Below are 26,607 nucleotides of genomic sequence, written 5' to 3'. Positions count from 1 at the left end.
GGTTTGTGTGTTATGAAATCATGCCATAAAAGCGACAACGGGTTTACGCTGGTTGAAGTAATGGTTGCCCTGGCAGTTTCTCTTGTCCTCCTGGGGGCTATCTGGGGATTCTTTGAGAATCAGCACCGGAATTACAGCACTCAGGAGCGCCTCACGGAGATGCAGCAGAATGCGCGGGTGGGGCTCGAAATGATGACCCGGGAGATCCGAATGGCCGGCTACAATCCGACCGGCGGCCTTTCGGTCTGCGCGGGAACAAACATGGCTTCAGCCACCAATTCCCCCTGCGTCGGAATTTCAAATGCCTCGGGCAATACGGTCAGCTTCTCGGCGGATCTCAATGGAAACGGCGCCGTCACGCCCGCCACGGCCAGCGCCAATCCGGGAGAAAACATCTCGTATTCGATCTACACCTGCGGAAATCATCAGTGCCTGGGCCGCACATCCAATGGATCCCTCCAGCCCCTGGCGGATCACATAACGGGTCTTACCCTGACGTATTATGACAGCAGCGACGGCGTTGCGGCGGACCTGTCCCTCATCCGGAAAGTAAAGATATCCCTCGTCGCGGCGACTTCCGCCCCCGATTTTAAAAACGTCACGCGGACCATGACGCTTACCGCGGATGTAACTCTGCGAAACTATGATTGATCGGCTTCAGAGCAGGCCGGTGCTGAAATACCGCTCTGCCCGGTCCGGGAGCACGGTGGCGATCACCCATTCCGGATGTTCCACGGCTATTTGCCTTGCGCCCCAGATGTTCGCCCCGGAGGAGGTCCCGCATAACAGAGAATTGCTCGTAGCCAGCTCCCGCGTTGTGGCAATGGCATCATCGTCACTGACTTCGAGAATTCTGTCGATCAGGGACGGATCCAGGAGGTCGGGAATGAAACCGTCGCCTATTCCCTGGATCTGGTGCAAACCGGGTTCATGTCCGAGAAGGGCGGAAACATTCTTGGGTTCGACAGCGACAATCATGATGTCCGGACGCTGTTCCTTCAGAAAGGAGCCGATTCCCTGGATGGTTCCGCCACTGCCGATGCCGGAAACGAAGACGTCGATCTTATGCCCTGACTGCTCCCAGAGTTCCGGTGCGGTATGTTTGTAATGAGCCAGTGCGTTCGTCGGGTTCTTGAATTGATTCGGCATATATCCATGAAAGTTCTCAACGAGCTCTTCCGCCTTTTGAATCGCGCCGGCGACACTTTCACTGTCGGGAGTCAGGACAAGATTTCCTCCGAGGACCTTGATGATGTTCTTTCTCTCTTCGCTCATGCCCTCCGGCATGACGATGTAGACTTCATAGCCCCTTGCCACTCCGACAAGGGTTATCCCAATGCCGGTGTTGCCTGACGTCGGTTCAACGATTTTCATCCCCGGCTTCAGGATTCCATCCCGTTCTGCCGCTTCAATCATCGCCAGTGCGGCACGATCCTTTATACTCCCCCCGGGATTGAGGAATTCAGCCTTGGCTATAATGTTTTCATTTCTAAGTCTGATCAGCGGAGTATTTCCGATCAATTCAATAACATCACACCCTTTCATAATCTTTCCCTTCCCATATTTTCCGTAACACTTGAAAAGCGGCCGTGCTTCACGGCCTTTTAACACCGGATCGATTTCCTTGAATCCGGGGCTGCATGTATACATAAAATGGAAAAAAAGCACTCAAAAAAAGATGCCCTGCGGGAAAGAGATCAAATTTCCCTGTTGAATTCCCCCGCTTTTGAGGGATTGGCCTGTTGTCCATCTCCTGCCCATGGCGGCTCTGTGGGGAAATGCCCCCCTTAATACTGCTGACATTGTTATGGAAATTATGGTATGAATATCCCCTGCGAAATGGACCGGAGCGTGTGATTCTTCCGGAGTGTCGTCTACAAACCCTTCATATGTTTCTTCAAGGAGGTTCTCCATGCTTTTTCAGCGAATCGAGTCTGAAGGAATCGCCCAGTATTCGTATCTTGTCGGCGACAGTCACGAGGCCGTGGTGATCGATCCGCGCCGCGACATCGATGTTTATCTCGAAGCGGCGACCCTTCAGGGGTATCGCATTGTCGCCGTTCTGGAAACCCACCGTCATGAGGACTTTGTCCTGGGTTCGGTTGAACTGGCTGCCCGGACCGGCGCGGAAATCTGGCATGCCGACGGCCAGTGGGAATATCGATATGGCCAGGCTGCCGTTGATGGGCAGACCTGGAAGATCGGCCGGCTGAAGCTCGAAGCGGTCTCTTCGCCGGGCCATACCCCCGGGAGCATGAGTTATCTGCTCTATGAATCCGGCGGCAACCCCTGGATGGTTTTTACGGGGGACGCCCTCTTTGCAGGGGACGTGGGCCGGGTGGATTTTCTCGGGGAAGACCAGATGGTGAGGATGGCAGGTCTCCTGTACGACACCCTGCACCGGCGGCTGCTGCCGTTCGGGGATGAAGTGATCGTCTGCCCCGGCCACGGTGCGGGTTCCGTCTGCGCTGCAGACATTGCCGACCGGTCATGGACGACAATCGGTCTGGAGCGCCGCTATAATCCGAAGCTGCAGTTTCCCGACCGGGATGCCTTTATCCTCGGGGTGGCGCACAAACTGGAATACGCCCCCTATTTCAGGCAGATGGAGCGGCTGAACCTGGAAGGTCCGCCGCTGCTGGGAGCGATGCCCCTGCCGAAGCCGCTGTCGGCGGCAGCGTTCGCTTCTCAGCTTCAATCGTCCATCGTGGTGGACACCCGCATGGAATTGGGGTTCGGGGCTTCCCATGTCCCCGGCTCCCTTTCGATCTGGCTGGGTGGACTGCCGGGATATGCCGGCTGGTTCCTGCCCTACGGCAAACCCATCCTCCTGGTTCAGGAGGGTGAAGATTTTTCCCAGACGTTACGCTCCCTGATCCGTTTCGGCTACGATACCGTGGCGGGACATCTGGCCGGCGGGATGCTGTCCTGGAATACGGCGGGTTACGAAAGCGGTTCGGTCCGGATGGTTTCCGCTTCATCCCTCTGCAGGCTTGTCGATGAGGGAGAGCAGGCATGGATTCTGGACATTCGAAGCGAAGACGAAGTGGCGACTCACGGGAGCATCTCCGGCGCCCATAACATTCATCTCACGATGCTTCCCGAACGGATGAACGAGGTGCCGAAGAGCGGAACCGTTTATATCCTGTGCGCCAGCGATCTGCGCTCCATGATTGCGGCCAGCCTGCTGCAGAGGGCCGGCTGGCGCAATGCCGTGGTTGTTCTGGGCGGTCTCATCGGCTGGAATTCCACGACATGCCCGATTGTCTGAGCCGAAGCCGGGGATGGGAACCTGCGAATCCCTCTGTCCCGCACGGACAGAGGGATGTTTCTTGTCTGCGAAAGAAGCGATGATCCATGAAGACCTCTCCAGCGCTCTTCTCCTTCGAATTTCTTGCCCTGAACCTGATCCTGCTGGTGGCCTTCTGCAGCGTCTCCGTCTTTTTCAATTTCTACCATTATCTTGGTGAAATCGGCATTCCTGTCCTCTGGCGGGGGGGCCTCGTGGGGCTGGAGCCCATGGCCGCCTTTCTTTTCCGTCCCTTCGTCATCTCCTGGATCACCGCCCGCAATGCCTTTGCCGTCATGATGGCCTCCATGATCCTGCTGATCGGGGTGTCCTGCTCCTACATTCCGGCAGCGGGAGTTACGTTTCTGATCCTGCTGCGCATTGCCCACGGAGTTGTTTTTGTGGTCCTTACCACGGCGGTAATCGCATTGATCGTCCAGTATATCCCCGGCGAAAAAAGCGGCCAGGGTTTCGGGATTGTCAGCATCGCCACGATGATACCCCTGGCGACGCTTCCGCCTCTGACGGAGGCGATTCTGCCGATGGTCCGCAACGAGGCGGATATCTATGCCGGCGTTTCCCTGTTCACTCTTGTCGCCCTGCTGTCCGGCCTGGTTCTTCGCAAGCGCCTGAGGGGGATGCTGAGCCGTGCGGACGCATCGGTCCTGCGCCGTCCGGGTTTTGCCGAAATCAAAGGGAACTTCCGGCAGCGTTCCGTGGCCCTGCTCCTTTCGGCGGCCTTTTTCCTCTACCTTGCCCACGCGACGGTTTTCTATTTTGCCAAGGATCTTTCCCTGCAGACGGGTGCGGGCCGTGTGGGATTCTTCTTTGCGATTTCCATGGCGATGATGATGGCCGTCCGCGTGGTGGGGGGGAGACTCTTCGACCGGTTCAACAAGCTGCGCTCCTTTCGCCTGGGGCTGGCTGCGCTGGTTTTCTGCTTCGTTTTTCTTCCCTCTGCCGATTCTCTCCGGCCGTTCTATCTGATCGGGGCTTTTTATGGCCTGGCCATGGGGGTGGTCCTGCCCCTTCTGAATGCTCTCCTCTTTTCGGCGTCACCGCCATCCCTCCGGGGATTGAACACGAACCTGACGCTTTTCGCTCTGGATGGGGGGTATTTCCTTCTGCCCTATCTCGGGGGAAGTCTGATTGCCCTGGGGTCGGGCTTTGAAACGCTGTTCTATCTGGCGGCTGGATCGTCGCTGGTAACCCTGGCGCTCACCTTTGGACTGGATGGACTGGATGGACGGGATCAGGATGGCCCTGCCCGGCCTGCCCAAAAGAATTCTTAGCTTTCGAACGTTCTCCGAATCCCTCCAAACCCGGTCATGCCGGACCCCGGAAACCGGGGAATCAGAGGATGCCTGACCCTGCACGGTGTGGCCTGCTTTTAGCGGCATTAATTGAAGGACCCCATCTCCCACCTTCCCGGAGAAAGTTCCTATAAAACCTAGGCATTATCCTTAGATAAAACCATGGTTTATCTGTATTGACATAATGCAAAATTCTATTAATGATAAAATCCGGTTCAGGATCTTCACTTTTTCTGTCCAGTAATGCAATCATGAGAGACCGCAAGAGGCGCTGTCTGCTTCATGTAATGAATGTGGGGCCGTTGTTTTGGAGGGCATGAACATCTCTTTAACTCTTTTGGCTTCATCCGTGGAGAGTGCCAAAAGCGGAAAGAATGGATTCGTAAAGGAGGTGGTGAGAGCGTCGAGAATAGCTGGCTGTATGATGAATTTCAGACCCAAAACGAATGGAAGCATCTTGGCTGATTGCAGCAAATCAAGGGGGGAGGAGGATTAAAAGGATGAAGAAACAATATGTTATGACGGCGTTCATGGTCGTTATGGCCATGTTCTTCTTGGTGAGTTCGTCCCATGCCACGCTCTGGGATTTTAACAGCCTGACGGCGGGAACGAATATCAACGGCGTCAACCTGGGAGGGGTAACCATTACGGCACCGGATAGTTATGTAGGAGTCATAGCCGATTATCAGACATTCAGCGGTACACCCAGCATTTGCGCATCATCATGGTCTGGTGGAATGACCTTGACGATGACATTCGATTCTCTGGTAAAATCCGTCTCCATTTATGGAGGGGATTATGGCGGAGATTCTGACTGGTTCAGCATGAAGGCCTACAATGCCCTTGGAAATCAAATTGCTTTTGCCGATACCGGGTCATTCAGCGGCATTGATCCCATCCATACTGTTGCCGGATGGGCGGGCGACTATAGATATCTCGCCGTAAGTGCCGATGATATCAAATCCGTTGTTTTGACTCAGGTCACCTGGGGCTGTCTCTGGGATAACCTTGATACGACTCCGGTGCCTGTTCCTGCCGCATTCTGGCTGCTCGGTTCCGGTTTGCTGGGGCTGGTGGGGCTCAGAAAGAAATTTAGAAAGTAACACACGCCGTTGAAGATGGATGTAAGAGGCAGGGCCTGATAACGGTCCTGCCTCTTTTTTATGGTGCGCCCGGCATGGGCGCGGCCTTTTATGGCCGACCCCTGTGCCGCTCCCGCATTGTTTGAAGAGCTGTTCTAAATCCTAGTGCCTGAACTTTCTTCGTATCCCTGCCAAGCCGATCAGGCCGGACCCCGGAAGCCGGAAAGCGGCGGGAACGGTCAACGCTGAGGCATCCGTTCCCGGGCCACCGGATTGCTCAATCGGCCGATTTGATCGATTTCAACGGAAATTCGGTTTCCCTCCCGGAGATACAAGGGGGGCTTTCTCGTAAACCCGACTCCTTCCGGAGTCCCCGTCAGGATGACCGTCCCCGGCAGCAGGGTCATCGACTGGCTGAGAAAACTGATGACGGCCGGTATCTTGAAAATCATTTCGGATGTGGCGGCATCCTGCAGGATGTCCCTTTCATTGAGCAGGGCGCGGATGCGGAGCCGATCCGGGTCAGGGATTTCATCCTTCGTGACCAGCCAGGGTCCCAGCGGGCAGAAGGTGTCGAAGCTCTTTGCCCGGACCCACTGCCCCTGCTGCCTTCGCAGCTGCCAGTCTCTCGCGCTGACGTCATTGGCGCAGGTATACCCCAGGATACAGTCCATGGCCTCGGAGGGCTGCAGGTTCTTGGCCTTGCTGCCGATCACGACGGCCAGCTCCGCTTCATAATCCACGCTTTCGGGAGCGGCCGCGGGCAGCAGGATCGGTTCCCCGTGGCCGATGACGCTGCTGGATGCCTTCATGAAAAGGATGGGATATTTCGGCGTATCCAGCCGGGTCTCTTCGGCATGACGCCGGTAGTTGAGCCCCAATGCCAGGATGTTCACCGGGGTTACCGGGGGAAGGTATTGCCTGATGTTCACCCTCTCAGAGGTGACCCGGAAATCGCCGAAAAGATCGCCCTCGATGACCCTGGCTTCAGCAGGCCGTTGCGGGTCATATTGTCCATACAGGGTGCGATGGGAGTCCGAGATAAAGCGCACGATTTTCATTTTTTAATTTCCCGCCCGAGCCTTTTTTCGACGGATTCGATCTTTCCGGATATCCGGTCGGGCTTCCCCGGGCGGTCGTCAATCGATAGCGACGTCAGCACTCTTGGTGCGCTCCTCAATGCCTCTTCATGGCACTTCCTGATAAGGTCGATCACCGCGTCCCATTCCCCTTCGATGACGGTTCCCATGGGATTCGTCCTGTAGGGGAGTCCGCTTTCATCAACAAGGCGGATGACCTCTGCAACGCTTTCGCTCAGGCTTTCACCGGTTCCCAGGGGGACGACACTGAACTGGACAAGCATCATGGATCTCCTTAACCGTTGACCGTCTTATGAAGACGGGCGGCGACGGTCTTTTCGAGCGCCCGGCTTATTGTCTTCCCCTCAGCCCAGCTCCGGCGGGAGTTCGTTGTTCTCGCGCATCATGGCCAGCGACCGCATGGCGGCCTCGTAGCCGAGATGGCGGTAGCTCTCGAACTGCGACTCGTCAAAGAACTGGTCCGCTGTGGACTCGTGGGGGAAACTGTTGTGTGTGCGCCGGTAATGCATGATGTCGGGCGGAAGATCCCCGGTGAGCGAGGACTTCAGGTAGATCAGGGTGCCCGTCAGCCCCTTTGCGCCCGGGTATTTGATTTCAGCGATCGCGTAATGCCGCTCGCTGATCCTGTCGCCGGCAGGCAGCGTGTCGTCGCCCTGCGGGCGGATCGCATCGACTTTTGATTTGAACTCGAATTCCACGCCGAAATCGGTATAGCATTTGCGGATCGCCTCGGCGAGATCGTCGAAGGCGTACTTCGGATCGCAGCCCGCATCGCTTGCCAGGATCACCCTGCAGCGCCGCCGCACCAGTTCATAGATGCCCAGGTTCTCGAAGTGTCCGCCGTCGCTGAGGTTCACGAAGGGGCGGTCCAGGTCGGCCGTGCCGGTCAGTTCGGCCAGCCAGTATCTCAGGCTCAGGCCCGGATCGCGCTTTCGCCATGACTTTTCGTGGACGGGGTCTCCACACCAGTGCCCGAGCCGGACATTGAACACGGTCATCAGGAACGCGACAGCGGGTGAGGTATGAAACCCCTGGTTCGGGTTTGCCGCAGCGCCCGAGATGGCCATGACCGAGCCGACCTGTACGGGACTTGCGGCATTGTCCTTCCCGTATTCCGCCGTCGGGCGGTAACCGCCTTTCACCTGGTGCGATGCCGGCTCATAGCCCGAGTACAGAGGAGTGAACGCGAAGGATGCGGCGCGCCGGTTCTGCCACGCGAGCTGCCGGCCGCGATTCAGGTTGATCGATGTCCCGAAGATGTGGAACGGCCGCTGCCCCGCCAGCTCGGCGAGAGCAAGATCGTCTTTGGGATCGAAGCCCGTCAGCAGGTGTGGACGTCGCCCCGTGTTCGTCGCGCCGAGGTAGCAGCGGGAAAGGCGGTTTCGATAAAAATGGTGCAGCGAGAACAGGTTGATGTTGACGCGCCATGACAGAAGGAGGGCTGCCATAAGCGCCGTTGCGGCGACGATCGGAAGCGTCCAGGGCGTCTTGAACCGGAGTTCCATTTGACCGTACTTTTCCTCTGCGATGTTGAGGAAGCGCTCCCATGGAGCCGGGCTGTCGATATCGCGGGCGGTGACGACGGGCGACCCCGCGGCGGATTCGGCTCGCAGATAGATTCCGGGTGCGTTGTGGCCGGGCATCCCGCCGGCCCTGGAAACATGGGATCCCTTGGAAGGGGTATCGCCGGGCCAGATCAGCGACTGGTGCAATCCCCAGGAAAGCAGGAACATCAAGCCCAGCAAGAACACAAAGGGGGCGATGACCGTCAGCTTGTCCATCCAGCCCTGTGACGCCCGATCCCCTGTCTGTTTGCTCTTTCCGGCAAAAATCCCGAATAATGTGGTGGCAATCCAGGTGATGCCTCCCATGCCGACGATCCAGTCGTTTGTCCATCCCAGTATCGCCGCTCCGTAAAATCCGATGGCGAAAAAGATTGCCCACGAGAGGGAACGCCCGATCAGGCGCCCACCGTATACGCTCCATAGCTCCCTGTCGTTTTCGTCGAATTTCCGGCCCATGATGCCGATGTAGACCGTCAGCATCAGGAGGAACGCGGCGATAACTGCCGGAGGCCCGAAGGCCACCGTCGCCCAGAGGCGGTGCGGTTCGGATACCGCCGCAATCGTGTTTACAATCCCCAGAATGACCGACCCTCCCGCTGCGCTGGCCAGGGTCATGGCTAGAATGAACGCCCCCAGCCACTTCAGATTTTCGCGGAGAACCGGAGTTCGGTTCTTTTCCCGGAGCCGGGCTGTGAAGTCACAGAGGAAGGAAATCACGACACCGATGAGCCAGAGGATGACATATTCGAAAAGAGTGGTCCTGAACAGGGATTTTCTGTCGATCTCGCTGTACTGGGCAAATTGCAGAAAGAAACAAACGGTAAGAAACGCGGCAAGGATGACGGGAATGTCATACAGGATGTTGAGCCAGAGGGAGCGCAGGTACCAGGGCCATGGGTGGCGTGGTTTTTCCGTTGCGGCCTGCGTTCGTTTATTCTTTGCGTCTGCTGCCCGGTAGAACAGTCCGAGCGTTGCGACCAGGATCGGAAAAAAGAGGACGGTGATGATGATCCCGTAATAAATGCGGCCGAAGCCGCTCCAGGCTACCAGAGATTCGGCCGCCAGGGCCGTGATCCGGGGAACGATGAGCAGCGCGGTCATCAGCGCAGCCAGGATACAGAGATTAAGGATCAGGTTGCGCAGATATGTGGCGACGGCAACGAGCGTGTCCCCAGTCATCCCCATGCGCGGGGTGAGGTAGTTGCTGAAGGCGCGCAGGAATCGGATCGACGGGGGTTCAAGGTTGTTCTCGTCTCGTTGGTTAATCACTTTTTCGGCCTCGGCGACGTTTCCTCCGGCGCAGCGCTTGATGAAAAGTGAGAGCCAGCCTCCGATGTAGCCGCCCCCCGAGATGGTCGAGAGATAATCGAAGCGCTTCAGCAGGCCCATGGCGGCCAGCGCCTGCGTAACGCCGAGGTTGAACGTCGCGCTGCGGATGCCGCCCCCGGAAAAGGCAAGCCCAAGCGCTTTTCCCTCCGGAGGGCAGCCGGCCCTTGTTTCGGCGGCTTGAACCTCGTCAAAGTGCAGCAGCTTGTTCCTGTCGTCATCACCTTCTCTTGTTGTGTTCATGCCCGTCCTTCTCAGTGTGTGTTCAGTGGAATAACCCTATGTTCTCCCCACCGGGATGATATAGACAGGCTCTTCCTGCTCGGCGAGGTTCAGAATCGCTTTGACCTCCATGTCATGAAAAGCCCCGATGACCACGGCTCCCAGGTTCAGAGACACGGCCTGAAGAGAGACATTCTGCGCCGCCCAGAGAAGCTGCGAGAGTTCGGGCAGGGGAAGGGGCGCTCGGATAAAATCCCGGATGGATTGGCGTTTGCGCAGGGCCTCTTCCACAGATTTTTCCCCGGCCGACATCGGTTCGGGAAGCTGGATCGCTTCCGGTTCAGGATGGCCGCCGTGGCCGGGAAGTGCAGAAAGGGCCATATCCCATCCTCCGTTTTACCTTCTATCCAGTTCCTTCCGTATCGCCATCCCGATTTTTTCCAGGTTGTAGGGCTTTCTCACATATTTGCCTGCGCCGAGTTCCTGAGCTTTTCCAACCCGTTCGTCTTCTGAAAAGCCGCTGACGATAATGGCCTTCTGATGGGGCTCGATTGCCCGCACCCTCGTGAACGTTTCCAGCCCGTCAATCCCCGGCTCCATGAGCATGTCCAGCAGCAGCAGATCGACCTTGTGTGTCTTCAGATATTCAATCGCCGCTTCACCGCTGGAAACGCTGCAGACCTTATAATTCAGCCTGCTCAGCAGATTGACGGCGAGTTCCCGCTGAAACGCCATGTCGTCGACAACGAGGATCGACTCTCCGCATCCCATGTACCGGGCGATATCCGATTTCTCCTGCCTGCGAATCAATTCCTCGGGGGTGACGGGAAAATAAAGCGTGAACGTGCTTCCGACGCCTTCCTCGCTTTTCGCGTCAATGAATCCATGATGATCCTTGACGGTTCCCCAGACGACGGCCAGCCCCAGGCCTGTGCCGCTGCGCCCCATCATCTTCTTCGTGTAGAAAGGCTCGAAGATTTTCCCCAGATCCCTTTCCGGAATGCCCTCCCCGGTGTCTGAAACGGACAAAACGACGTAGTCGCCTTCCTGCATGTCCTCATACCCGTTGACGGCGAAATCGAGATAGCGGTTCTCCGTCCTGATCGTGATGATGCCCTCGCCGGATATGGCTTCCGCGGCGTTGGAAACAAGATTCATGACGGTCTTGATCAGGTGGATGGGGGACCCCTTGATGCGGAACAGATCCTCTTCAAGCTCCGTCCTGACCAGGATGTTCCGATGATAGGACTTCAGCTTCTCGTGTTCGGGCGAATCCAGGTAATCGACGATGACCTTGTTCAGATTGATCACTTCCGAAACGGACACCCCTCTCCTGGCCATGGTCAGAAGGTCCTGGATGATGGCGGCCCCCCGTTCGCTGGATTGCAGAATGTTCCGTGCGTATCTTTGTTGAAGGCTGTTTTCGGGCAGCGTTTCCATCAACAGTTCCGAATATCCGACCAGCACGCCCAGGAAATTGTTCATGTCATGGGCCACGCCGCCGGCAAGCGTACCCAGTGCCTCCATCTTCTCCGCGCGGTTTAAACGGTCCTCTATCCTTTTCTGCTCCGTTATGTCGCGGACGCATTCGATGGCGGCGACGGTTTCTCCCCTGGAGTCGTGCAGCGCAACGGCCTTCGCGGAGCAGTAGCGCTCACCAGCGGCCAGACTGGAGGCAAAACCTTCTCCCTGGATGATGCCGCCTTCTGTAAGGAGGTTTGTGTAAACCCTTTCGAATTTCTCATTGCTGCGGTGGCCAAGGACAAGATCGATCAGAATCGGCCTTCTGCAGCCGTGGAAAGGAATGGCATATTCGTAGTTGCCCCTGCCGAGCATATCTTCCGCCTTGACGCCGGTAAGGGCTTCCATGGCCCGGTTCCAGGCGGTGACTTTACCGTCCTTATCGACAACCAGGGTCGCGTCGGGGAAAAATTCTATAATTTCTGAAAGTCTCCTCTGCGACTCCTTGAGCGTTTCATCCGCCCGCTTGCGGTCCGTGATATCCAGAAGGGACGCAATACTTTGTTTTGTGTTGGGGATCATATCGACCGTGAGGTGAATTTCTCTTGCCTGGCCGTCTTTGTTGACAAGGCGAAATTCGTAGTTTTTCCGGGCGAAATCCGGTTGAACCCTGCGCAGCCTGTGTTGTGTCATCAGCATGTCCAGATCTTCTTTCGCCGCGAATTCCGTCCAGGATTTTACCCCTTGGATTTCCGCCTTTGTATAACCGGTCAAGTTTTCAAATTCCGTATTGGCGAGACTGATGGTGGTGTCTTCTTCCACCACAATCATGGCTGTCCCCGTATTTTCAAAAATCGTCCGGTACCAGGCTTCGGATGTATTGAGTTCCTCCTCCGTGCGTTCCCGGCTGGTGACATCCCGGAATGTCCAGATTCTTCCATAACAGGTTCCGTCCCTCCCCAGGACGGGAGACGTGTACTGGTCCAGGATCGCGCCGTCGATCAATTCGATTTCGTTTCTGCTGGTGTCTTTCGGATGTCTGTGAAGATGGTCCGCCAGATGGGAAAATTCCCCGGGATCCCTGGTCCGTCCTGCCAGATAGTGAAGAAGAAGGGCTTCATCGTGGCCTTCCCGGATGTGCCGCGGGACTTGCCAGAGGTCCTGGAGATGGTGATTCATACGGATGATCTTGCCCTGTTCATCCACCACCAGGATTCCCTTGGCCGCGGCTTCCTTCTGAGCTTCGAGAAAAGCCGTTTTCCAGGCAAGTTCTTTCTCTGCCTTGCGATAATCCGCGATTTCGGACGTCAGGCGTTCCCGTTCCTCGAGGAGCGCCTGGTTGGCGAATATTAAATTTGTAATGATTCCAGAGATATTTTCTAAAAGGGAGACGGCGTTGTCGAGTTTTTCTCTGCTTGCGGCGGGCGATTCCGTCAGCGTCTGTAAAGAGGCCTGTTCGTCGAATCCGAAAGACCGGGCACGCATTCTGAGTTGACTCAAGCCGGGTTCCTGCGGAAAGGGTTGATCCGTCGCCGGGCTTGTGATGTTTTTCCTGCTGGTGATCATCGGAACCACACGATCCGCGAGGCTGTTATCCGTCTGTGCGATAACCCTCCCGCACTGGTTTTCCCTGTGGTTCGAGAGCTTTTGTCTGCTTGTTTCACAGGCGGATTCTGCTGTCGTGCAGACCCTCCGGAGCTTTGTGCCGATACCCCGCCAGTCCGCGGCAATCAGGATATCCAAGCCGGGGTGATCCAGAAAATTGATGGTAAACCCGGTGGCCTCGGTAAAGAGTTCGAAGATTTTCTGCAGCTGTTCCAGATCCACAATGTCGCCAATGCCGTATTTCCCTTCAATCACGTTGATTCGTTCCGGATCACTCGCTTCCATCGTCACCTCGCATTGTCAGTTGCTACTCTGTTCATTGCGCGGCATGTTATCGATGCCCTTCCATCTGTAAATCCTGAATCGTTTAACTCTGACTTTCGCTCCTTGGTTGTCCGGCTGGTTCTATTTCTGGCTGTTATGTAGCTTTTCCGCAACTGCAACATAAGGCAAGGTTTTCTTGTATGTCAATAAAAAATTGAACATGCTATTAAAAATAATACAAAAATGATCCGAAACGGGTGATCCTGGTATGGTTTTCCTGATAATCCGCAGCATCCACCCGCGAACAAATCTTGCAAAAGGAGAAACAATTCCTGATCTCATGAAAAAAGCGAAGGATTTTTAATCCTCTCTGTCTACCCTGTTGTATACTTCGTGGCATATAGGTCTTGATTAAAGAATTCTTCCCCGGTATCTTTTCCCCGTTCTGTTCTTTTTCCGGTGTATGGTCGTGGTGGTTGACAGCATGGAATCCCGATTGAAGAAATCTCATAGGCTGATCCGGATAGTCTCGGACATCAAAAGCTCACCCTATCTGACCGTGGAGCAGCTTCTCGTCTCTCACGGGATCAGCCGGGCTCAGTTCTATAAGGACAAGTCGGCCCTCAGGGAACTGGGGTTTGAATTTTTCTGGGATCGCCACCGCCGCCGTTTCAGCATTACCCGCGACGCCTATTTCCCCATCGAAAATCTCAGCCTGAGCGAACGCCTCTCCCTGCTGATGGCCGTCAGGCAACTGTCCGCTGCGGGAGACTACGCCCTCAGCTTCGAAGCCCTCAACGCCGCCCGCAAGTTGATTGCCGATCTGCCTGAGCCCATGCGGGAAACCGCCGTTTCCCTCTTTGACGACCTGGTTCTCCGCGAGGGATTCGGCTGCAGGAAGGAGATTCTCGAAAAGCTCAACACGGCCGTTTCCGAGAACCGCCGCGTTGTTCTTTCCTACCGGAAACCTTCGGCAAAACAGCCCAAGCGTGAAGAGCTTGATCCCTATCATCTTTTCTTCCAGGACCGGTCCCTCTACGTGGAGGGCTACGCCTGCCGTCAGAAGGACATCCGGATGTTCCGGCTCAACCGGATTCAGGACATCGCCTTCACCCCTATCAAGTTTACCATCCAGGAAGATTACAGCTTCGGCCAGCGTTACCGGAACGCCTTTTCCGTCTTTGCGGGAAAAACCACTGAGAAGGTCGTCGTGCTGTTTGCGGCACGCATCCGGACTTATATCGAGGAAACCCTCTGGCATCACAGCCAGATCACCACCAGAAACGATGACGGATCGCTTCGCTTCGAAGTGCATGTCGCCGAACCCCGCGAGGTGATGTGGTGGGCCTTCCGCTGGGGTGCTGGTGCGGAAATCATGGAACCGGACTGGTTGCGGGAAGAGGCGAAGGGGGAGGTGGGGAAGATGAATGTAGTTTATGGGATAATGTGGTGAGTACAGTAGTAACTTCATAAAAACTATCGAAAGAAATAAAAAATGGAAAACATTGCACATGCTGGACAAACATTAGAAGAGCATCTTTGGGGAGTTGCTGAATTAGCTAAAACTCATGCCGAAAAAATCTGCATGGGGAATTACGGGGAACTACTTGGACTTCTGCATGATTTTGGGAAATACAGCAGTGCGTTTCAAAAGTACATTAAAGATGCGATCAGGAAGGATGACCCAAGGTTTAATCCGGATGAAGACGAAGATTTCGAAGATCCGAAAGGAAAGAAAGGCAAGATTGACCATTCTACAGCTGGAGCCCAGTTCCTTGTTCGCAACAATAGTTCCTCTAGTGCACATAAGCTTCTTGGACAATTTCTCTCTCTTTGCCTGGTTTCTCATCACTCGGGGATAATCAATTGTTTAACGACCGACAATAGCGGAACTTGGGATTACTATTCGAAACGGCTGTCAAAGGATGACAATAAAACGTATTTTGAGGAATGTGCCGGAAATGCCGATAAACAATTACTCAAAAGGGTGAATGATATTCTTACAGGCACGTCATTTACGAAACCTTTTGAAAACATGTGCCGTGAAATCTTACGTTCCTCCCCAGAAAGAATCCCTTTTCAACAGTTGCCCAATTCCAATTCGGCCTGCTAGTGAGGTTTCTCTTTAGTGCTCTTATTGATGCCGATCGACAGGATACGGCAGATTCAGAAAAACCGAAAAACGTCCAGCATCGTCAGCAGGGAATTTATCGCACGTGGGATATTCTGATTGAGCGACTTGAAAATAAATACAGGACTTTTGAGACAAAAAACCATGTGGATAAAATTCGCAAAGACGTAGCGGAACATTGTCTTCGTGCAGCGAAGCGTCCGGGGATTGTTTACTTTGACCGTGCCGACCGGCGGAGGGAAGACCCTCGCGAGCCTTCGTTTCTCGTTACACCATGCAAAAGAGCATAGCATGGATAGAATTATCTACGTTATCCCATTCACGACAATTATCGATCAAAATGCTCAGGATGTGCGGGAAATATTTGAACCGAAAGAGTATCCCGAAGACGCCGGTAAAATCATTCTCGAACACCATTCGAACATCGGAGCGGATGTGCAGAGCTGGAAAGAAAAACTTTTAACTGAGAATTGGGATGCGCCAGTTGTTTTCACTACGATGGTTCAATTCCTCGAAACTGTGTTCGGGGCCGGTACCCGTGGGGCAAGGCGCATGCACCAACTCGCGAAAGCCGTCATTATATTCGACGAAATTCAAACGCTGCCAATAAAATGCGTCCATATGTTCAACAACGCCATAAATTTTTTGGTCAATCAATGCGGAAGCACCGTTGTCCTCTGTACCGCTACCCAGCCGCTTCTGGGATCGGTTGATGAGAAGAAAGGGGCCCTCAAGCTGACGGAAGAGAATGAACTTATGCCGGATGTTGACAAACTCTGTGCTGATTTGAAGCGGGTTCATGTTCATGACTGTCGCAAATCCGTTGGCTGGAGTTATCCGGAGATAGCCGCGCTTGCCATTGAGCAGCTCAAGAAAGACGGCAGTTGTCTCGTCGTGGTCAATACGAAGAAGGCCGCCCGGCTCATTTTTGAGGAGGTGCAAAGTGCTGACTTTGAAACATTCCATCTAAGCACGGGAATGTGTCCTGCACATAGAAAGAGGACTTTAAAAGCAATACACCAGAAACTTGCGGATAAAGAGCCGGTTCTCTGCATCAGTACACAGCTGATTGAAGCAGGCGTCAATATAGATTTCCGGTCGGTTATCAGAATGCTTGCCGGACTTGATTCCATAACCCAAGCGGCGGGCCGGTGCAATCGCCATGGCAGTCCGGAACTTGGGAATGTGTTTATAGTGAATCCCGCTGAGGAGAAACTTGAGTTACTGAAGGACATAGCGGTCGGTAAAGAAAAGTCAAATCGTGTTCTGGACGATTACAGAGATGAACCATCAAAATATGACAGCGACGTTATCGGACCCAAAATGCTTGAGTGGTACTATCAGAATTACTTTTACGATCGAAAAGATGCCATGGATTATCCTGTCGATGTAAGTCGCAACGACACTCTTTTAAATCTGCTTTCTTCCAATAGCAGTGCCGTAAGCGAATACGGACGAGTTCAAAAAATTTTACCGGAAATATTTCTTCGCCAACCCTTTATGACAGCGGCAAAACTGTTTAAATCAATCGATGCCCCGACACGAAGCGTTCTTGTCTGCTATGGCGACGAGGGAAAAGAATTGGTCAATCAGCTTTGTGCCACCTTTGAAGTGGATAAGCAATATGGACTCATTAAAAAAGCACAGCAATATTCTGTAAACCTGTTTCCATACGAATTTGAAAAACTGGCAAAACAGAATGCCCTGCATCAGGTCCAGGAAGACACGGAGATATTCTACCTTGATGACAGGTATTACAGTGAAACATTTGGAATTTCCATGGAGCCAATCAATAAGGAGGTTTTTCTGAATGCATGAAACGGCAAAAAACAGCATTGAATTCAAACTATGGGGGCGGTTTGCACTTTTTACCGATCCCCTTACCAAAATCGGTGGCGAGAAATGTTCTTACCCTCTACCAACCTATGAGGCGCTGAAAGGTGTGTGTAAATCGATTTATTGGAAACCTACGATTATATGGGTGATTGATTCAGTACGGGTGATGAAGCGGATTCGCACACAGACCAAGGGAACGAAGCCGCTTGAGTATGGCGGTGGGAACACTCTTGCGATTTATACATTTCTCTCCGATGTTGAGTATCAGGTCCGAGCCCACTTTGAATGGAACAATCACCATAAAGCATTGGGGAAAGACCGCATTGATGGAAAGCACTTTGCCATTGCCAAACGGATGCTTGAGCTAGGCGGGCGGCAAGATATCTTCCTTGGCACCCGCGACTGCCAGGGATATGTGGAACCATGCATCTTCGGTGAAGGTGGAGGGGCTTATGATGGGGACGATGAAATTGGTTACGGGCTGATGTTTCATGGGTTTGATTATCCTGATGAAACAGGTACAAACGACTTATACGCTCGTTTCTGGTATCCAAAGCTGAAGAAAGGATTGCTGACTTTTGAAAGACCGGAAGATTGTAAGCTGGAGCTTAAGAAATTTGTGCGAGAAATGGTCCCAAAGACCTTTGGAACTGGGAATCTTAAATCAGTGGATCTTGAAGCCCAGGAACTGGGGGTGATGGAATGAGTTGGATGCAAAAGCTTTATGAAACGTATGAAGTTTGTACTGGTAATGAAAGTATTCCAGGCGTGGATGAGTTGTGTCCTGTCGGATATTCCGTCCAAAATGCCCATATCGAGGTTGTTATTGATCAAAACGGTAATTTCAGAAGAGCATCGCTGATTGATAACAGGGAAGCAAAGACGCTGATTCCTGTAACTGAAAAGTCATTGACGGGAAGAACTAGTGGGATTGCTCCTCACTCTCTTTGCGATTCACTTCAGTATTGTGCTGGAGATTATTCTCGATATGCCGGGGATCGTGAGAGTTATTTTGACTTGTGTAGATTTACCGATAGAGAATTCACTGAGCATAATTTCAATCCAATAACGCTTATTAATCTTATTCTGAAGGAGATACAAGAAACCGAAAAAAAATCATTATCAAAGCAGAAATGTATCCGTTGGCTTAACCTTCTGCTCGTCCTTGCAAATACTGAACGATTTCCTGAGATCCAAACACGTATTCACTACAATCGGGGTGTATTGGAACAAAAGTACCCGGACGAATGTCCTTCAAACAGCTCTTCTTACTTACTTCAATTAGAACGGTGGAATAGATCAAGCTTTTCGCATAATAAAGTCAAAGCAATCTACACTTATGTTTCAAAGAAAGCTTTGGTCGAGGATTTGATTAAACATAATTTACTCGCTGTTAAGGATGGAAAGCTGGCTATTGTTGAAAAAACGGATAAAAAAGAAAAGGTTAAGGTCTTTGCATCAAAAAATGATAAAAATCCACTGTTTATGTATTCAAAGGATCTACATCCTATTTTTAAGCTCCTTACAGCAGATGACAAGGGCATAAAAAGTCAGGGCAAGGTTTTTGTCCGTTGGAAAGTGGAATCCAATGACACACTCTGTGCTGAAACCTGGAAAGATCCGACACTTTTTGAAAAGTGGGCAGAATACTCGGGGTCACTCGGTACTGTGAAGGGTTTCTGTTACATCACTGGAGAGAATGAAACAGATATAGCTCAGAAACATCCCTCAAAGCTGCGTAGCGGAAGGGATGGGGCTAAGCTAATTTCATCTAATGATCTAAGCGGTTTTACTTTTCTTGGCCGGTTTAAATCCGTTAATGAGGCAGCTTCCGTTTCTTGCGTGGTAACACAAAAGGCACATAGTGCCCTGCGTTGGCTTATTGGTCGTAAGCAGGCGTTCCGCAGCGGTGACCAAGTTTTTGTTTCATGGGCCACAACAGGAAAACCGATTCCCGATCCATGCGCCAACTCCTGGGATTTCCTTGGTAATGAATTCCAAATAAACAATACTCCGACTCCACAGATTGGAGATGTCGGGCAATCGTTCGCGCATCGTTTCAATACAAAACTCGCCGGATACAAAGCCAACATTTCCGACACAGAAGACATTGTTGTAATGGGATTGGATTCCGCTACACCGGGACGCATGGCAATCACCTTTTATCGTGAATTAACCGGTTCTGAATTCCTTGAACGCGTAGAAAAATGGCATTCAAATTTGTCATGGTACCAGAATTACGGCAAGGTCAAGAACGACAAGAAGAGCGCAATTATTTTTGAGGGAGCTCCATCACCAAGGGATATCGCAAAGTGTGCATATGGCAGTAAGGTGGAAGGGAAAAACGGCATCAAACTTCTCAATGCCACCGTGGAGCGTTTACTGCCGTCGATAGTTGATGGCAGACCGGTTCCTCGTGATCTTGTTGAGCAGTGTGTCCGTCGTGTTTCGAATCGGGTCGGTCTCGAACCATGGGAGTTCGAAAAATGTCTTGGCATTACATGTTCATTATTCAAAGGGTTTTATAATGGAAGGGGGTACAGCATGGCTCTTGAAGAAGAAAGAACTTCTCGGGATTATCTTTATGGTCGATTGCTAGCGTTGGCAGATCAAATTGAGTTTAAGGCTCTGCAACTCGCTAACGAAAAAAGGGGTACTACAGCGTCTCGGCTCATGCAGCGTTTTTCTGACAGACCGTTTTCAACATGGAAAAATATTGCGGAAGCTCTAAAGCCGTACAAGGACAGGATACGTGCAAAGTATCCCGGCTTGCTCGATGGCTATGAAGAGCTATTGGATTTAATTCATTCAAAAATATTAGCTGCCAATTATATTACAGACACAAGACTCACAGGTGAATACTTGCTTGGATATCATTGTCAAAGACAATGGTTCCGTGAACACAAACGGGAAAAAGGTCAATGGGTGTTAAAATCAGCTAATGATGTGGCAAATCAGGAAACAGATTTAGAAGAATGAAGAATTATAAAAGGAGAAATACTTATGGCTACCTTGAGCAAGAAAATCGATTTCGCAATCATAATGAGTGTAAAGAATGCCAATCCTAATGGAGATCCGTTAAATGGAAACCGTCCCCGTACTGATTATGAAGGACTTGGCGAAATCACGGATGTATGTATCAAACGAAAAATCCGTGATCGCTTGGTGGAGCGGTATGTCGCACTGAAAAATGAAGAAGAAAAGAAGGGGCAAGCTATCTTTGTGCAATCCGATGATCGAAAAATAGACGGAGAGACCAGTCTTCGAAATCGTGCAGAATCAGAAAAAAATGGCTTGGGTAAGAAGGCTTTTGGAACTAATGCGAAAAAAGATGAGACCGCAAAATTAGCCTGTGAGAAGTGGTTTGATGTCCGTACATTTGGACAAGTATTCGCTTTTGGCAAAGGAAATGATGCTGATGGCGTGTCTATTCCTGTCCGTGGACCCGTTACAATTCAGTCTGCATTCAGCAGAGAGCTTGTAGGGATTTCAAGTACTCAAATCACAAAAAGCGTCAGTGGTGAAGGTGATGGTACGAAAAGAAGTTCCGACACCATGGGCATGAAGCATCGCGTTGACCAAGGGATTTATGTCACTTATGGCAGTATGAATCCTCAACTTGCTGAACGCACTGGATTTTCAGATGAAGATGCCGCCGTTATTAAATCGATTCTTCCGAAGATTTTCGAAAATGATGCCTCCTCCGCACGTCCGGAAGGCTCGATGGAAGTGGTTAAAGTGCTTTGGTGGCACCACAACAGTAAATCCGGAGACTACTCTTCCGCAAAGGTTCACAGATCTCTGAAGGTCAATCCTGATGGATCTTACATTATTGAATCCCTTAATGGTTTGGTTCCTGAAGAGATTGCAGGATTTTAATTTGGCGGGGAACTGTAAAGACCGCTCTATCACTTGATGTCATCAATTGAGTCCCGAATCAGGTAATGTGATGCCATGTTCGACGATGATGACTTGATCATGATTTCCGCTCTCCAGCATTATTGCTTCTGCCCTCGGCAGTGTGCCCTGATCCATGTTGAGCAGGTCTGGTCGGAAAACCGGCTGACTGCTGAAGGCCGATTGATGCATGAGCGGGCGCATGAAGAAGGTGGGGAATCGCGCGGGGATGTGCGTATTGCGCGGGCTGTGATGCTGCGGTCCTTTCGTCTAGGGTTGATCGGCATGGCTGATGTCGTGGAATTTCACCGGTTGAAGGATGGCCGCTGGCAGCCCTTTCCTGTGGAGTACAAGCATGGAAAACCCAAAGCGGACGACTGCGATAAGGTGCAACTCTGTGCCCAGGCTATCTGCCTGGAAGAGATGATGAATGTCAAAATACCGGGCGGCGCGTTGTTCTATGGAAAAACGCGCCGCCGCCTTGATGTCGCCTTTGATGAAAACCTCCGTCTGGAAACGGAATCCATAGTACAGCAGACGCACGAGCTGATTTCTTCCGGTAGGACGCCGCCGCCGGTCTATGAAAAACGCTGTGAAAGCTGTTCACTATTGGAGGGATGTTTACCGAAAAAGATGCAGAAGAAACGATCGGTCAAGGCTTATCTATCCAGGATGCTGAGTGATCCATGAAGAAACATCTCAACACGCTTTTTGTGACGACTCAGGGCGCTTATCTCTCCAAAGAGGGAGAAACGGTTGTTGTAAAGGTAGAAAAGGAAGTCCGCCTCCGCGTTCCGGTTCATACGCTCGGCGGAATTGTCTGCTTCGGCAATGTCGGTTGCAGCCCTTATCTGATGGGTTTTTGCGCGGAAAAAAGCGTCTGCATCAGTTTTCTGTCGGAGCATGGCCGTTTTCTGGCCAGGGTCCAGGGGCCTGTCTCCGGCAATGTCCTGCTGCGTCGGGAACAATATCGACGTGCTGACGATCCGAAATTTTCCGCGGATATGGCGCGGCACATCCTTACGGGGAAGATCGCCAATTGCCGCACCGTGCTGCAGCGGGCATTGAGAGACCATGAGGAAAAGATCGATGCCGAGAACCTGCGGCAGACGGTGTCTCATCTCGGACGATGTTTGACGGCGTTGGGAAGGGGAAATTCGCTGGATAACCTGAGAGGGATCGAGGGCGATGCCGCCCATCGATATTTCAGCGTCTTCAGCGAGTTGATCCTGATGCAGAAGGATGCTTTTCCCTTTGATGAACGGAATCGCCGTCCGCCTCTGGATCCGGTGAACTGTCTTCTTTCATTCGCTTATACCCTGCTGGTTCACGACATCCGCTCGGCCCTTGAATCTGTCGGTCTTGATCCCTCCGTGGGTTATCTTCATCGGGATCGTCCCGGCAGGCCGGGGCTTGCCCTGGACCTGATGGAGGAATTCCGTCCTTTCATTGTGGACCGGCTGGTGCTTTCTCTTATCAATCTCCGGAAAGTCCAGGAAAAGGGTTTCAAAAAATCCGAGTCGGGGGCTGTCCTGATGTATGATGAGACTCGCCGCACTCTTCTTGTGTCCTATCAGGAAAGGAAACAGGAAGAAATTCTGCACCCCTTTTTGGGCGAAAAGATAACCGTCGGGTTATTATTCCATATACAAGCAATGCTTCTTGCAAGATTTTTACGTGGTGATTTGGACGGCTATCCCCCGTTCATATACAAATGATCATCGATATCCAACTGCATGAGTTTTTGTGAAAAGGGAAAAGAGATGATGGTTGGTGGCAGTTATGATGTGGCCAATCTGGAGGGGAGGGTGCAAAGCGATTGCGGCATGTTGCAAAGACCTGTCAAGTGTTATGGTCAGCAGTTTCAATATTCGGTATTCGAGTGCATCGTTGATCCGGCGCAATGGACGTTGCTCCGTAAGAAAGCTGATGGATGCGATTAATCCTGAAGAAGACAGTCTGAGATTTTATTTCATGGGATCGAACTGGCGGCGACGTGTTGAACATATCGGTGCTAAGAAAACAATCGACCGGGGAGGAGCCCCCTGGTAATTTGAACTTCCGCGAACCTCAAATGAGACGAAGTTTTTCGGGCATGTTCGCGGAAGATTCAGGATTGTTAATATTTATTGAAACTATGGATCTGGATAAGAAAAAACATACGATTGATGCCTCATTTGTTTATCTGTTCATAGCGCGAAGAAGATAGGTAGAATACCTCTTTAAAATCTTGAGTTAGATTTAGGACGTCGCCCCCCGCGCGGGGGCGTGGATTGAAAACCCCCCTCCTGCGCAGGGTCAACCAGGTAATCCGTCGTCGCCCCCGCGCGGGGCGTGGATTGAAACCTGCGTCGCCTCCCGGTGGTCTACGGCGGGGGCAAATTCGCCCCCGCGCGGGGGCGTGGATGAAACCCCGGAAGGTTGTTCTCCCGACGACGAGTCGTTGAGTCGCCCCCGCGCGGGGCGTGGATTGAAACGCCTTTATAGGGTCCCCGATGAGGTACGAGTATGTCGCCCCCCGCGCGGGGGCGTGGTTGAACACCCGGCTCAAGCTGGATTTCGAGGGCCGACGGCGTCGCCCCCGCGCGGGGAGGCGTGGATTGAAACGAGGCGTTTTATGACGACGACGCCGGCGGGTCCGCGGCCCCCCGCGCGGGGGCGTGGATTGAAACGGATAAACATAGTATATCTGTTAGTCGCGATGGACGTCGCCCCCCGCGCGGGCGTGGTTGAGAAACGAGGAAGTGAAAGCGGCCTTGATGCAGGGGATTATGTCGCCCCCGCGCGGGGCGTGGATTAGTAAGGTGCGCAACGAGGAAGACACGGGCTGGCTGACGTCGCCCCCCGCGCGGGGAGCGTGGATTGAAACCACCGTTTCGGCCAAGGATCGCGTCCAGGTGTACAGTCGCCCCCCGCGCGGGGGCGTGGATTGAAAACCGCGTGTTAATGCGAATCGAGAAACGAAATGAGTTGTGTCGCCCCCGCGCGGGGGCGTGGATTGAAACGATGGGTATTATTGCGAGGATTGCTATGATGGTCGCCCCCGCGCGGGGCGTGGATTGAGAAGCAATGACGCAGCCATGCAATCATTGATGATGAGGCGTCGCCCCGCGCGGGGGCGTGGATTGAAACCTCTCAACCTCCCGCAGGAGTGCGCGGACAGGGAGTCGCCCCCGCGCGGGCGTGGATTGAAACCCGCCGAATGTCCCGGAACCAGATGTATCCACGTCGCCCCGCGGGGCGTGGATTGAAACACAGAGGAGGAATAATAATGAGCGATAGGAGAAACGTCGCCCCCGCGCGGGGCGTGGATGAGCTGTTTCACCAAACTAAGCAGCGCTCTTGACGGGGCGTCGCCCCCGCGCGGGGGCGTGGATTGAAACCTACGCCATTGTTAACCTGGAGAGATCGTAGCCTTGTGAGTCGCCCCCGCGCGGGGCGTGGTGGAACAACGTACAGACTCAGACTGACCCGGCTACACCCTATAGTCGCCCCCGCGCGCGGGGCGTGGATTGAAACAAATCCAAGATGCTTTACGCTGAGAGCATGAAAAGTCGCCCCGCGCGGGGCGTGGATTGAAACACCTGTTGTCGGTGCGAGGATGTTTTCCCGAGCGATGTCGCCCCCGCGCGGGAGCGGATTGAAACATGAGCAGGGATGATATTGAAAAAATCCGGAAACAGTCGCCCCACGCGCGCGGGGGCGGATTGAAACGCAGGTGTCAGGATGAAGTTTGTCGAGAACTCCAGTCGCCCCCCGCGCGGGGGCGTGGGTCAAAGCATTGCCGTGGCTGGCGACACCGCGGCCATTCGGTCGCCCCCCGCGCGGGGCGTGGATTGAAACCGGTGCTGCTAGGCACGCCTCGTAAGATCTGGCGTCGCCCCCGGCGGGGCGTGGATTGGGCTGAATTTTGCCGGGGCGTGTGGGGCAGTCTCACGTCGTCGCCCCCGCGCGCGGGGGCGTGGATTAGAGCGAGCATCTGGCATGGCAATGGGACAAACTGCGTCAGTCCGCCCCCCGCGCGGGGCGTGGTTGAAACACAGGTAAGCCCATCAGATGGTATCTCTACGGAACGTCGCCCCCCGCGCGGGCGCGTGGATTGAAACATCTCGCGCTTTCGGAGTGCCGTCGTGGTTATGTCGCCCCCGCGCGGGGCGTGGATTGAAACTCTTTAATATGTCAACAAAATTGTGCCCTTACCGTCGCCCCCCGCGCGGGGCGTGGATTGAAACATCTCTCGCCTTGGAGTGCTGCAATCATTGGTTGTCGCCCCCCGCGCGGGGGCGTGGATTGAGCCATCGCCCGTAGCCCCGAACCACTTGGGATTCGACGTCGCCCCCGCGCGGGGGCGTGGATTGAAACGGTTGTCAAGACTTTTTTTTTCATTGTTCGTTCATTGTCGCCCCCGCTGGCGGCGTGGATTGAAACTCGAGCCTTGCTTTATCACTAGAACAATCGTTCTGTCGCCCCCCGCGCGGGGGCGTGGATTGAAACTCAAGGCTCCAGGCTGGCAACTATACGGGTACGGTCGCCCCCGCGCGGGGACGTGGATTGAAACGATCGGGGAAAAACCTCGATGCCGGGGTGCGGTAGCTAATGCGCCCCCGCGCCGCGGGGCGTGGATTGAAACTTCCCCAACGTGATTTTTGTGCGCCTGCCCCAAGTCGCCCCCGCGCGGGGGCGTGGATTGAAACTCGATAACCTTGAACCCATGTTGCTTTCGGCCTGTCGCCCCCCGCGCGGGGCGCGTGGATTGGCTCTCAAGATCTTCCGATCCCGCCTTTTGAGCGCTTACGTCGCCCCCCGCGCGGGGCGTGGTTGAAACGGTAGCCAGGTCAGTACCGCCCCGCCCTGAAAGTCGCCCCCCGCGCGGGGCGTGGATTGAAACTTCTGAGCGCCGAAAACGGAGAGTGGTACGACGCCCGGGTGCCGCCCCCCGCGCGGGGGCGGATTGGTAGTCAGCGGGAGGAGCTGCGGACCTGGAGAAATTGTCGCCCCCGCGCGGGGCGGCGGGTTGAAACGTAACATCCCCGGCAGATATTCCTGCCGAAAAGTGCAGTCGCCCCCCGCGCGGGGGCGTGGATTGAAACTCGGCATGGCCTCTGCTGCTACTCTCGGTTGCAGCCCGCCCCCGCGCGGGGGCGTGGATTGAAACTACGTCGTCATCCTGGCATCGGCGATATACTGTAGTGCGCCCCCGCGCGGCGTGGATTGAAACGTCCTGTCCGGAACATCCACTGAGGCAGACCAATGTCGCCCCCGCGCGGGCGTAGTTGAAAACCTGGCCGTCATCACCAACGCGGAAAGCAGGCACGGTCACTTCCGCGCGGGCAGCAGGATGAAGCCCACTACCGGGCGGTGGATCAATGAATGATCAATCACTTTGCGCGGGGGCGTGGATTGAAACGGCGTCCGATCAGGAAACTGTGCGCCTCCGGTGACGTCGTCGCCCCCCGCGCGGGGCGTGGATGGCTCACACCGGAAACAGAAGGGCAATAAAAAACGTCGCCCCCGCG

Annotated in this window: 19 protein-coding genes; 13 read left to right on the top strand and 6 right to left on the bottom strand. The window is 53.7% G+C overall.

Annotation, left to right across the window (positions count from 1 at the left end):
* Positions 1-12 precede the first annotated feature (12 nt).
* Entirely contained in the window at positions 13-651 is a 639-nt protein-coding gene (locus AB3175_RS02700; RefSeq protein WP_367359390.1) for a PilW family protein, read from the top strand.
* A gap of 6 nt (positions 652-657) precedes the next feature.
* Here the strand turns inward: AB3175_RS02700 and cysK are convergent, their stop codons facing one another.
* Positions 658-1,545, bottom strand: coding sequence for a cysteine synthase A (cysK, locus tag AB3175_RS02695; protein ID WP_367359389.1), 888 nt, complete (start codon positions 1,543-1,545; stop codon positions 658-660).
* A gap of 367 nt (positions 1,546-1,912) precedes the next feature.
* Here cysK and AB3175_RS02690 point away from each other — a divergent pair, with 367 nt between their 5' ends.
* The 3 genes from AB3175_RS02690 (at position 1,913) to AB3175_RS02680 (ending at position 5,705) form a co-directional block, all read left to right on the top strand.
* On the top strand, positions 1,913-3,271 hold the full coding sequence (locus tag AB3175_RS02690; RefSeq protein WP_367359388.1) for a rhodanese-like domain-containing protein: 1,359 nt from the start codon (positions 1,913-1,915) through the stop codon (positions 3,269-3,271).
* Between the two features lie 86 nt (positions 3,272-3,357).
* The gene (locus AB3175_RS02685) at positions 3,358-4,581 is read left to right on the top strand and encodes an MFS transporter (protein WP_367359387.1); all 1,224 of its coding nucleotides are present in this window, start codon (positions 3,358-3,360) and stop codon (positions 4,579-4,581) included.
* Positions 4,582-5,102: 521 nt separating this feature from the next.
* Positions 5,103-5,705: a VPLPA-CTERM sorting domain-containing protein gene (locus AB3175_RS02680; protein WP_367359386.1), complete on the top strand. Its 603-nt coding sequence runs from the start codon at positions 5,103-5,105 to the stop codon at positions 5,703-5,705.
* A 218-nt stretch (positions 5,706-5,923) separates the two neighbouring features.
* On the opposite strand, the gene AB3175_RS02675 is transcribed toward AB3175_RS02680, so the two are convergent.
* The 5 genes from AB3175_RS02675 to AB3175_RS02655 all read right to left on the bottom strand — a co-directional run bounded on the left by AB3175_RS02675 (position 5,924) and on the right by AB3175_RS02655 (position 13,248).
* On the bottom strand, positions 5,924-6,745 hold the full coding sequence (locus AB3175_RS02675; protein ID WP_367359385.1) for a fumarylacetoacetate hydrolase family protein: 822 nt from the start codon (positions 6,743-6,745) through the stop codon (positions 5,924-5,926).
* Positions 6,742-7,050, bottom strand: a complete 309-nt coding sequence (locus tag AB3175_RS02670; RefSeq protein ID WP_367359384.1) for an MTH1187 family thiamine-binding protein — start codon at positions 7,048-7,050, stop codon at positions 6,742-6,744. Before AB3175_RS02670 ends, AB3175_RS02675 begins: the two co-directional genes overlap by 4 nt.
* Positions 7,051-7,128: 78 nt before the next feature.
* On the bottom strand, positions 7,129-9,918 hold the full coding sequence (locus AB3175_RS02665; RefSeq protein ID WP_367359383.1) for a patatin-like phospholipase family protein: 2,790 nt from the start codon (positions 9,916-9,918) through the stop codon (positions 7,129-7,131).
* Between the two features lie 36 nt (positions 9,919-9,954).
* Positions 9,955-10,278 carry a nitroreductase family protein gene (locus tag AB3175_RS02660; RefSeq protein ID WP_367359382.1) on the bottom strand — a complete coding sequence of 108 codons (324 nt, stop codon included), beginning with the start codon at positions 10,276-10,278 and terminating at the stop codon, positions 9,955-9,957.
* Between the two features lie 15 nt (positions 10,279-10,293).
* Entirely contained in the window at positions 10,294-13,248 is a 2,955-nt protein-coding gene (locus AB3175_RS02655; protein WP_367359381.1) for a PAS domain S-box protein, read from the bottom strand.
* Between the two features lie 475 nt (positions 13,249-13,723).
* On the opposite strand from AB3175_RS02655, the gene AB3175_RS02650 reads away from it, so the two are divergent.
* From AB3175_RS02650 to AB3175_RS02610, 9 genes are all read left to right on the top strand, one after another.
* Complete coding sequence (locus AB3175_RS02650; protein WP_367359380.1) at positions 13,724-14,680, top strand: helix-turn-helix transcriptional regulator; 957 nt, start codon at positions 13,724-13,726, stop codon at positions 14,678-14,680.
* A 42-nt stretch (positions 14,681-14,722) separates the two neighbouring features.
* Positions 14,723-15,340, top strand: coding sequence for a CRISPR-associated endonuclease Cas3'' (locus tag AB3175_RS02645; protein ID WP_367359379.1), 618 nt, complete (start codon positions 14,723-14,725; stop codon positions 15,338-15,340).
* Between the two features lie 204 nt (positions 15,341-15,544).
* Positions 15,545-17,176 carry a CRISPR-associated helicase Cas3' gene (gene cas3, locus AB3175_RS02640; protein ID WP_367359378.1) on the top strand — a complete coding sequence of 544 codons (1,632 nt, stop codon included), beginning with the start codon at positions 15,545-15,547 and terminating at the stop codon, positions 17,174-17,176.
* On the top strand, positions 17,169-17,900 hold the full coding sequence (gene cas5c / locus AB3175_RS02635; RefSeq protein ID WP_367359377.1) for a type I-C CRISPR-associated protein Cas5c: 732 nt from the start codon (positions 17,169-17,171) through the stop codon (positions 17,898-17,900). Before cas3 ends, cas5c begins: the two co-directional genes overlap by 8 nt.
* The gene (cas8c, locus tag AB3175_RS02630) at positions 17,897-20,173 is read left to right on the top strand and encodes a type I-C CRISPR-associated protein Cas8c/Csd1 (RefSeq protein ID WP_367359376.1); all 2,277 of its coding nucleotides are present in this window, start codon (positions 17,897-17,899) and stop codon (positions 20,171-20,173) included. The genes cas5c and cas8c overlap by 4 nt, the downstream gene beginning before the upstream one ends.
* A gap of 24 nt (positions 20,174-20,197) precedes the next feature.
* Entirely contained in the window at positions 20,198-21,073 is an 876-nt protein-coding gene (gene cas7c, locus AB3175_RS02625) for a type I-C CRISPR-associated protein Cas7/Csd2 (RefSeq protein WP_367359375.1), read from the top strand.
* A gap of 75 nt (positions 21,074-21,148) precedes the next feature.
* Positions 21,149-21,781, top strand: coding sequence for a CRISPR-associated protein Cas4 (gene cas4, locus AB3175_RS02620; RefSeq protein ID WP_367359374.1), 633 nt, complete (start codon positions 21,149-21,151; stop codon positions 21,779-21,781).
* Positions 21,778-22,809 carry a type I-C CRISPR-associated endonuclease Cas1c gene (cas1c, locus tag AB3175_RS02615; RefSeq protein ID WP_367359373.1) on the top strand — a complete coding sequence of 344 codons (1,032 nt, stop codon included), beginning with the start codon at positions 21,778-21,780 and terminating at the stop codon, positions 22,807-22,809. Before cas4 ends, cas1c begins: the two co-directional genes overlap by 4 nt.
* An 18-nt stretch (positions 22,810-22,827) precedes the next feature.
* Positions 22,828-23,034 carry a CRISPR-associated endonuclease Cas2 gene (locus tag AB3175_RS02610; protein ID WP_367359372.1) on the top strand — a complete coding sequence of 69 codons (207 nt, stop codon included), beginning with the start codon at positions 22,828-22,830 and terminating at the stop codon, positions 23,032-23,034.
* The last annotated feature ends 3,573 nt before the right edge of the window (positions 23,035-26,607 follow it).

It is taken from the genome of Syntrophus sp. (in: bacteria), from assembly GCF_040768185.1.
In the GTDB taxonomy this organism is placed as follows: Bacteria; Desulfobacterota; Syntrophia; order Syntrophales; family Syntrophaceae; genus Syntrophus; species Syntrophus buswellii.
This window is presented reverse-complemented; position numbering and strand designations above follow the sequence as displayed.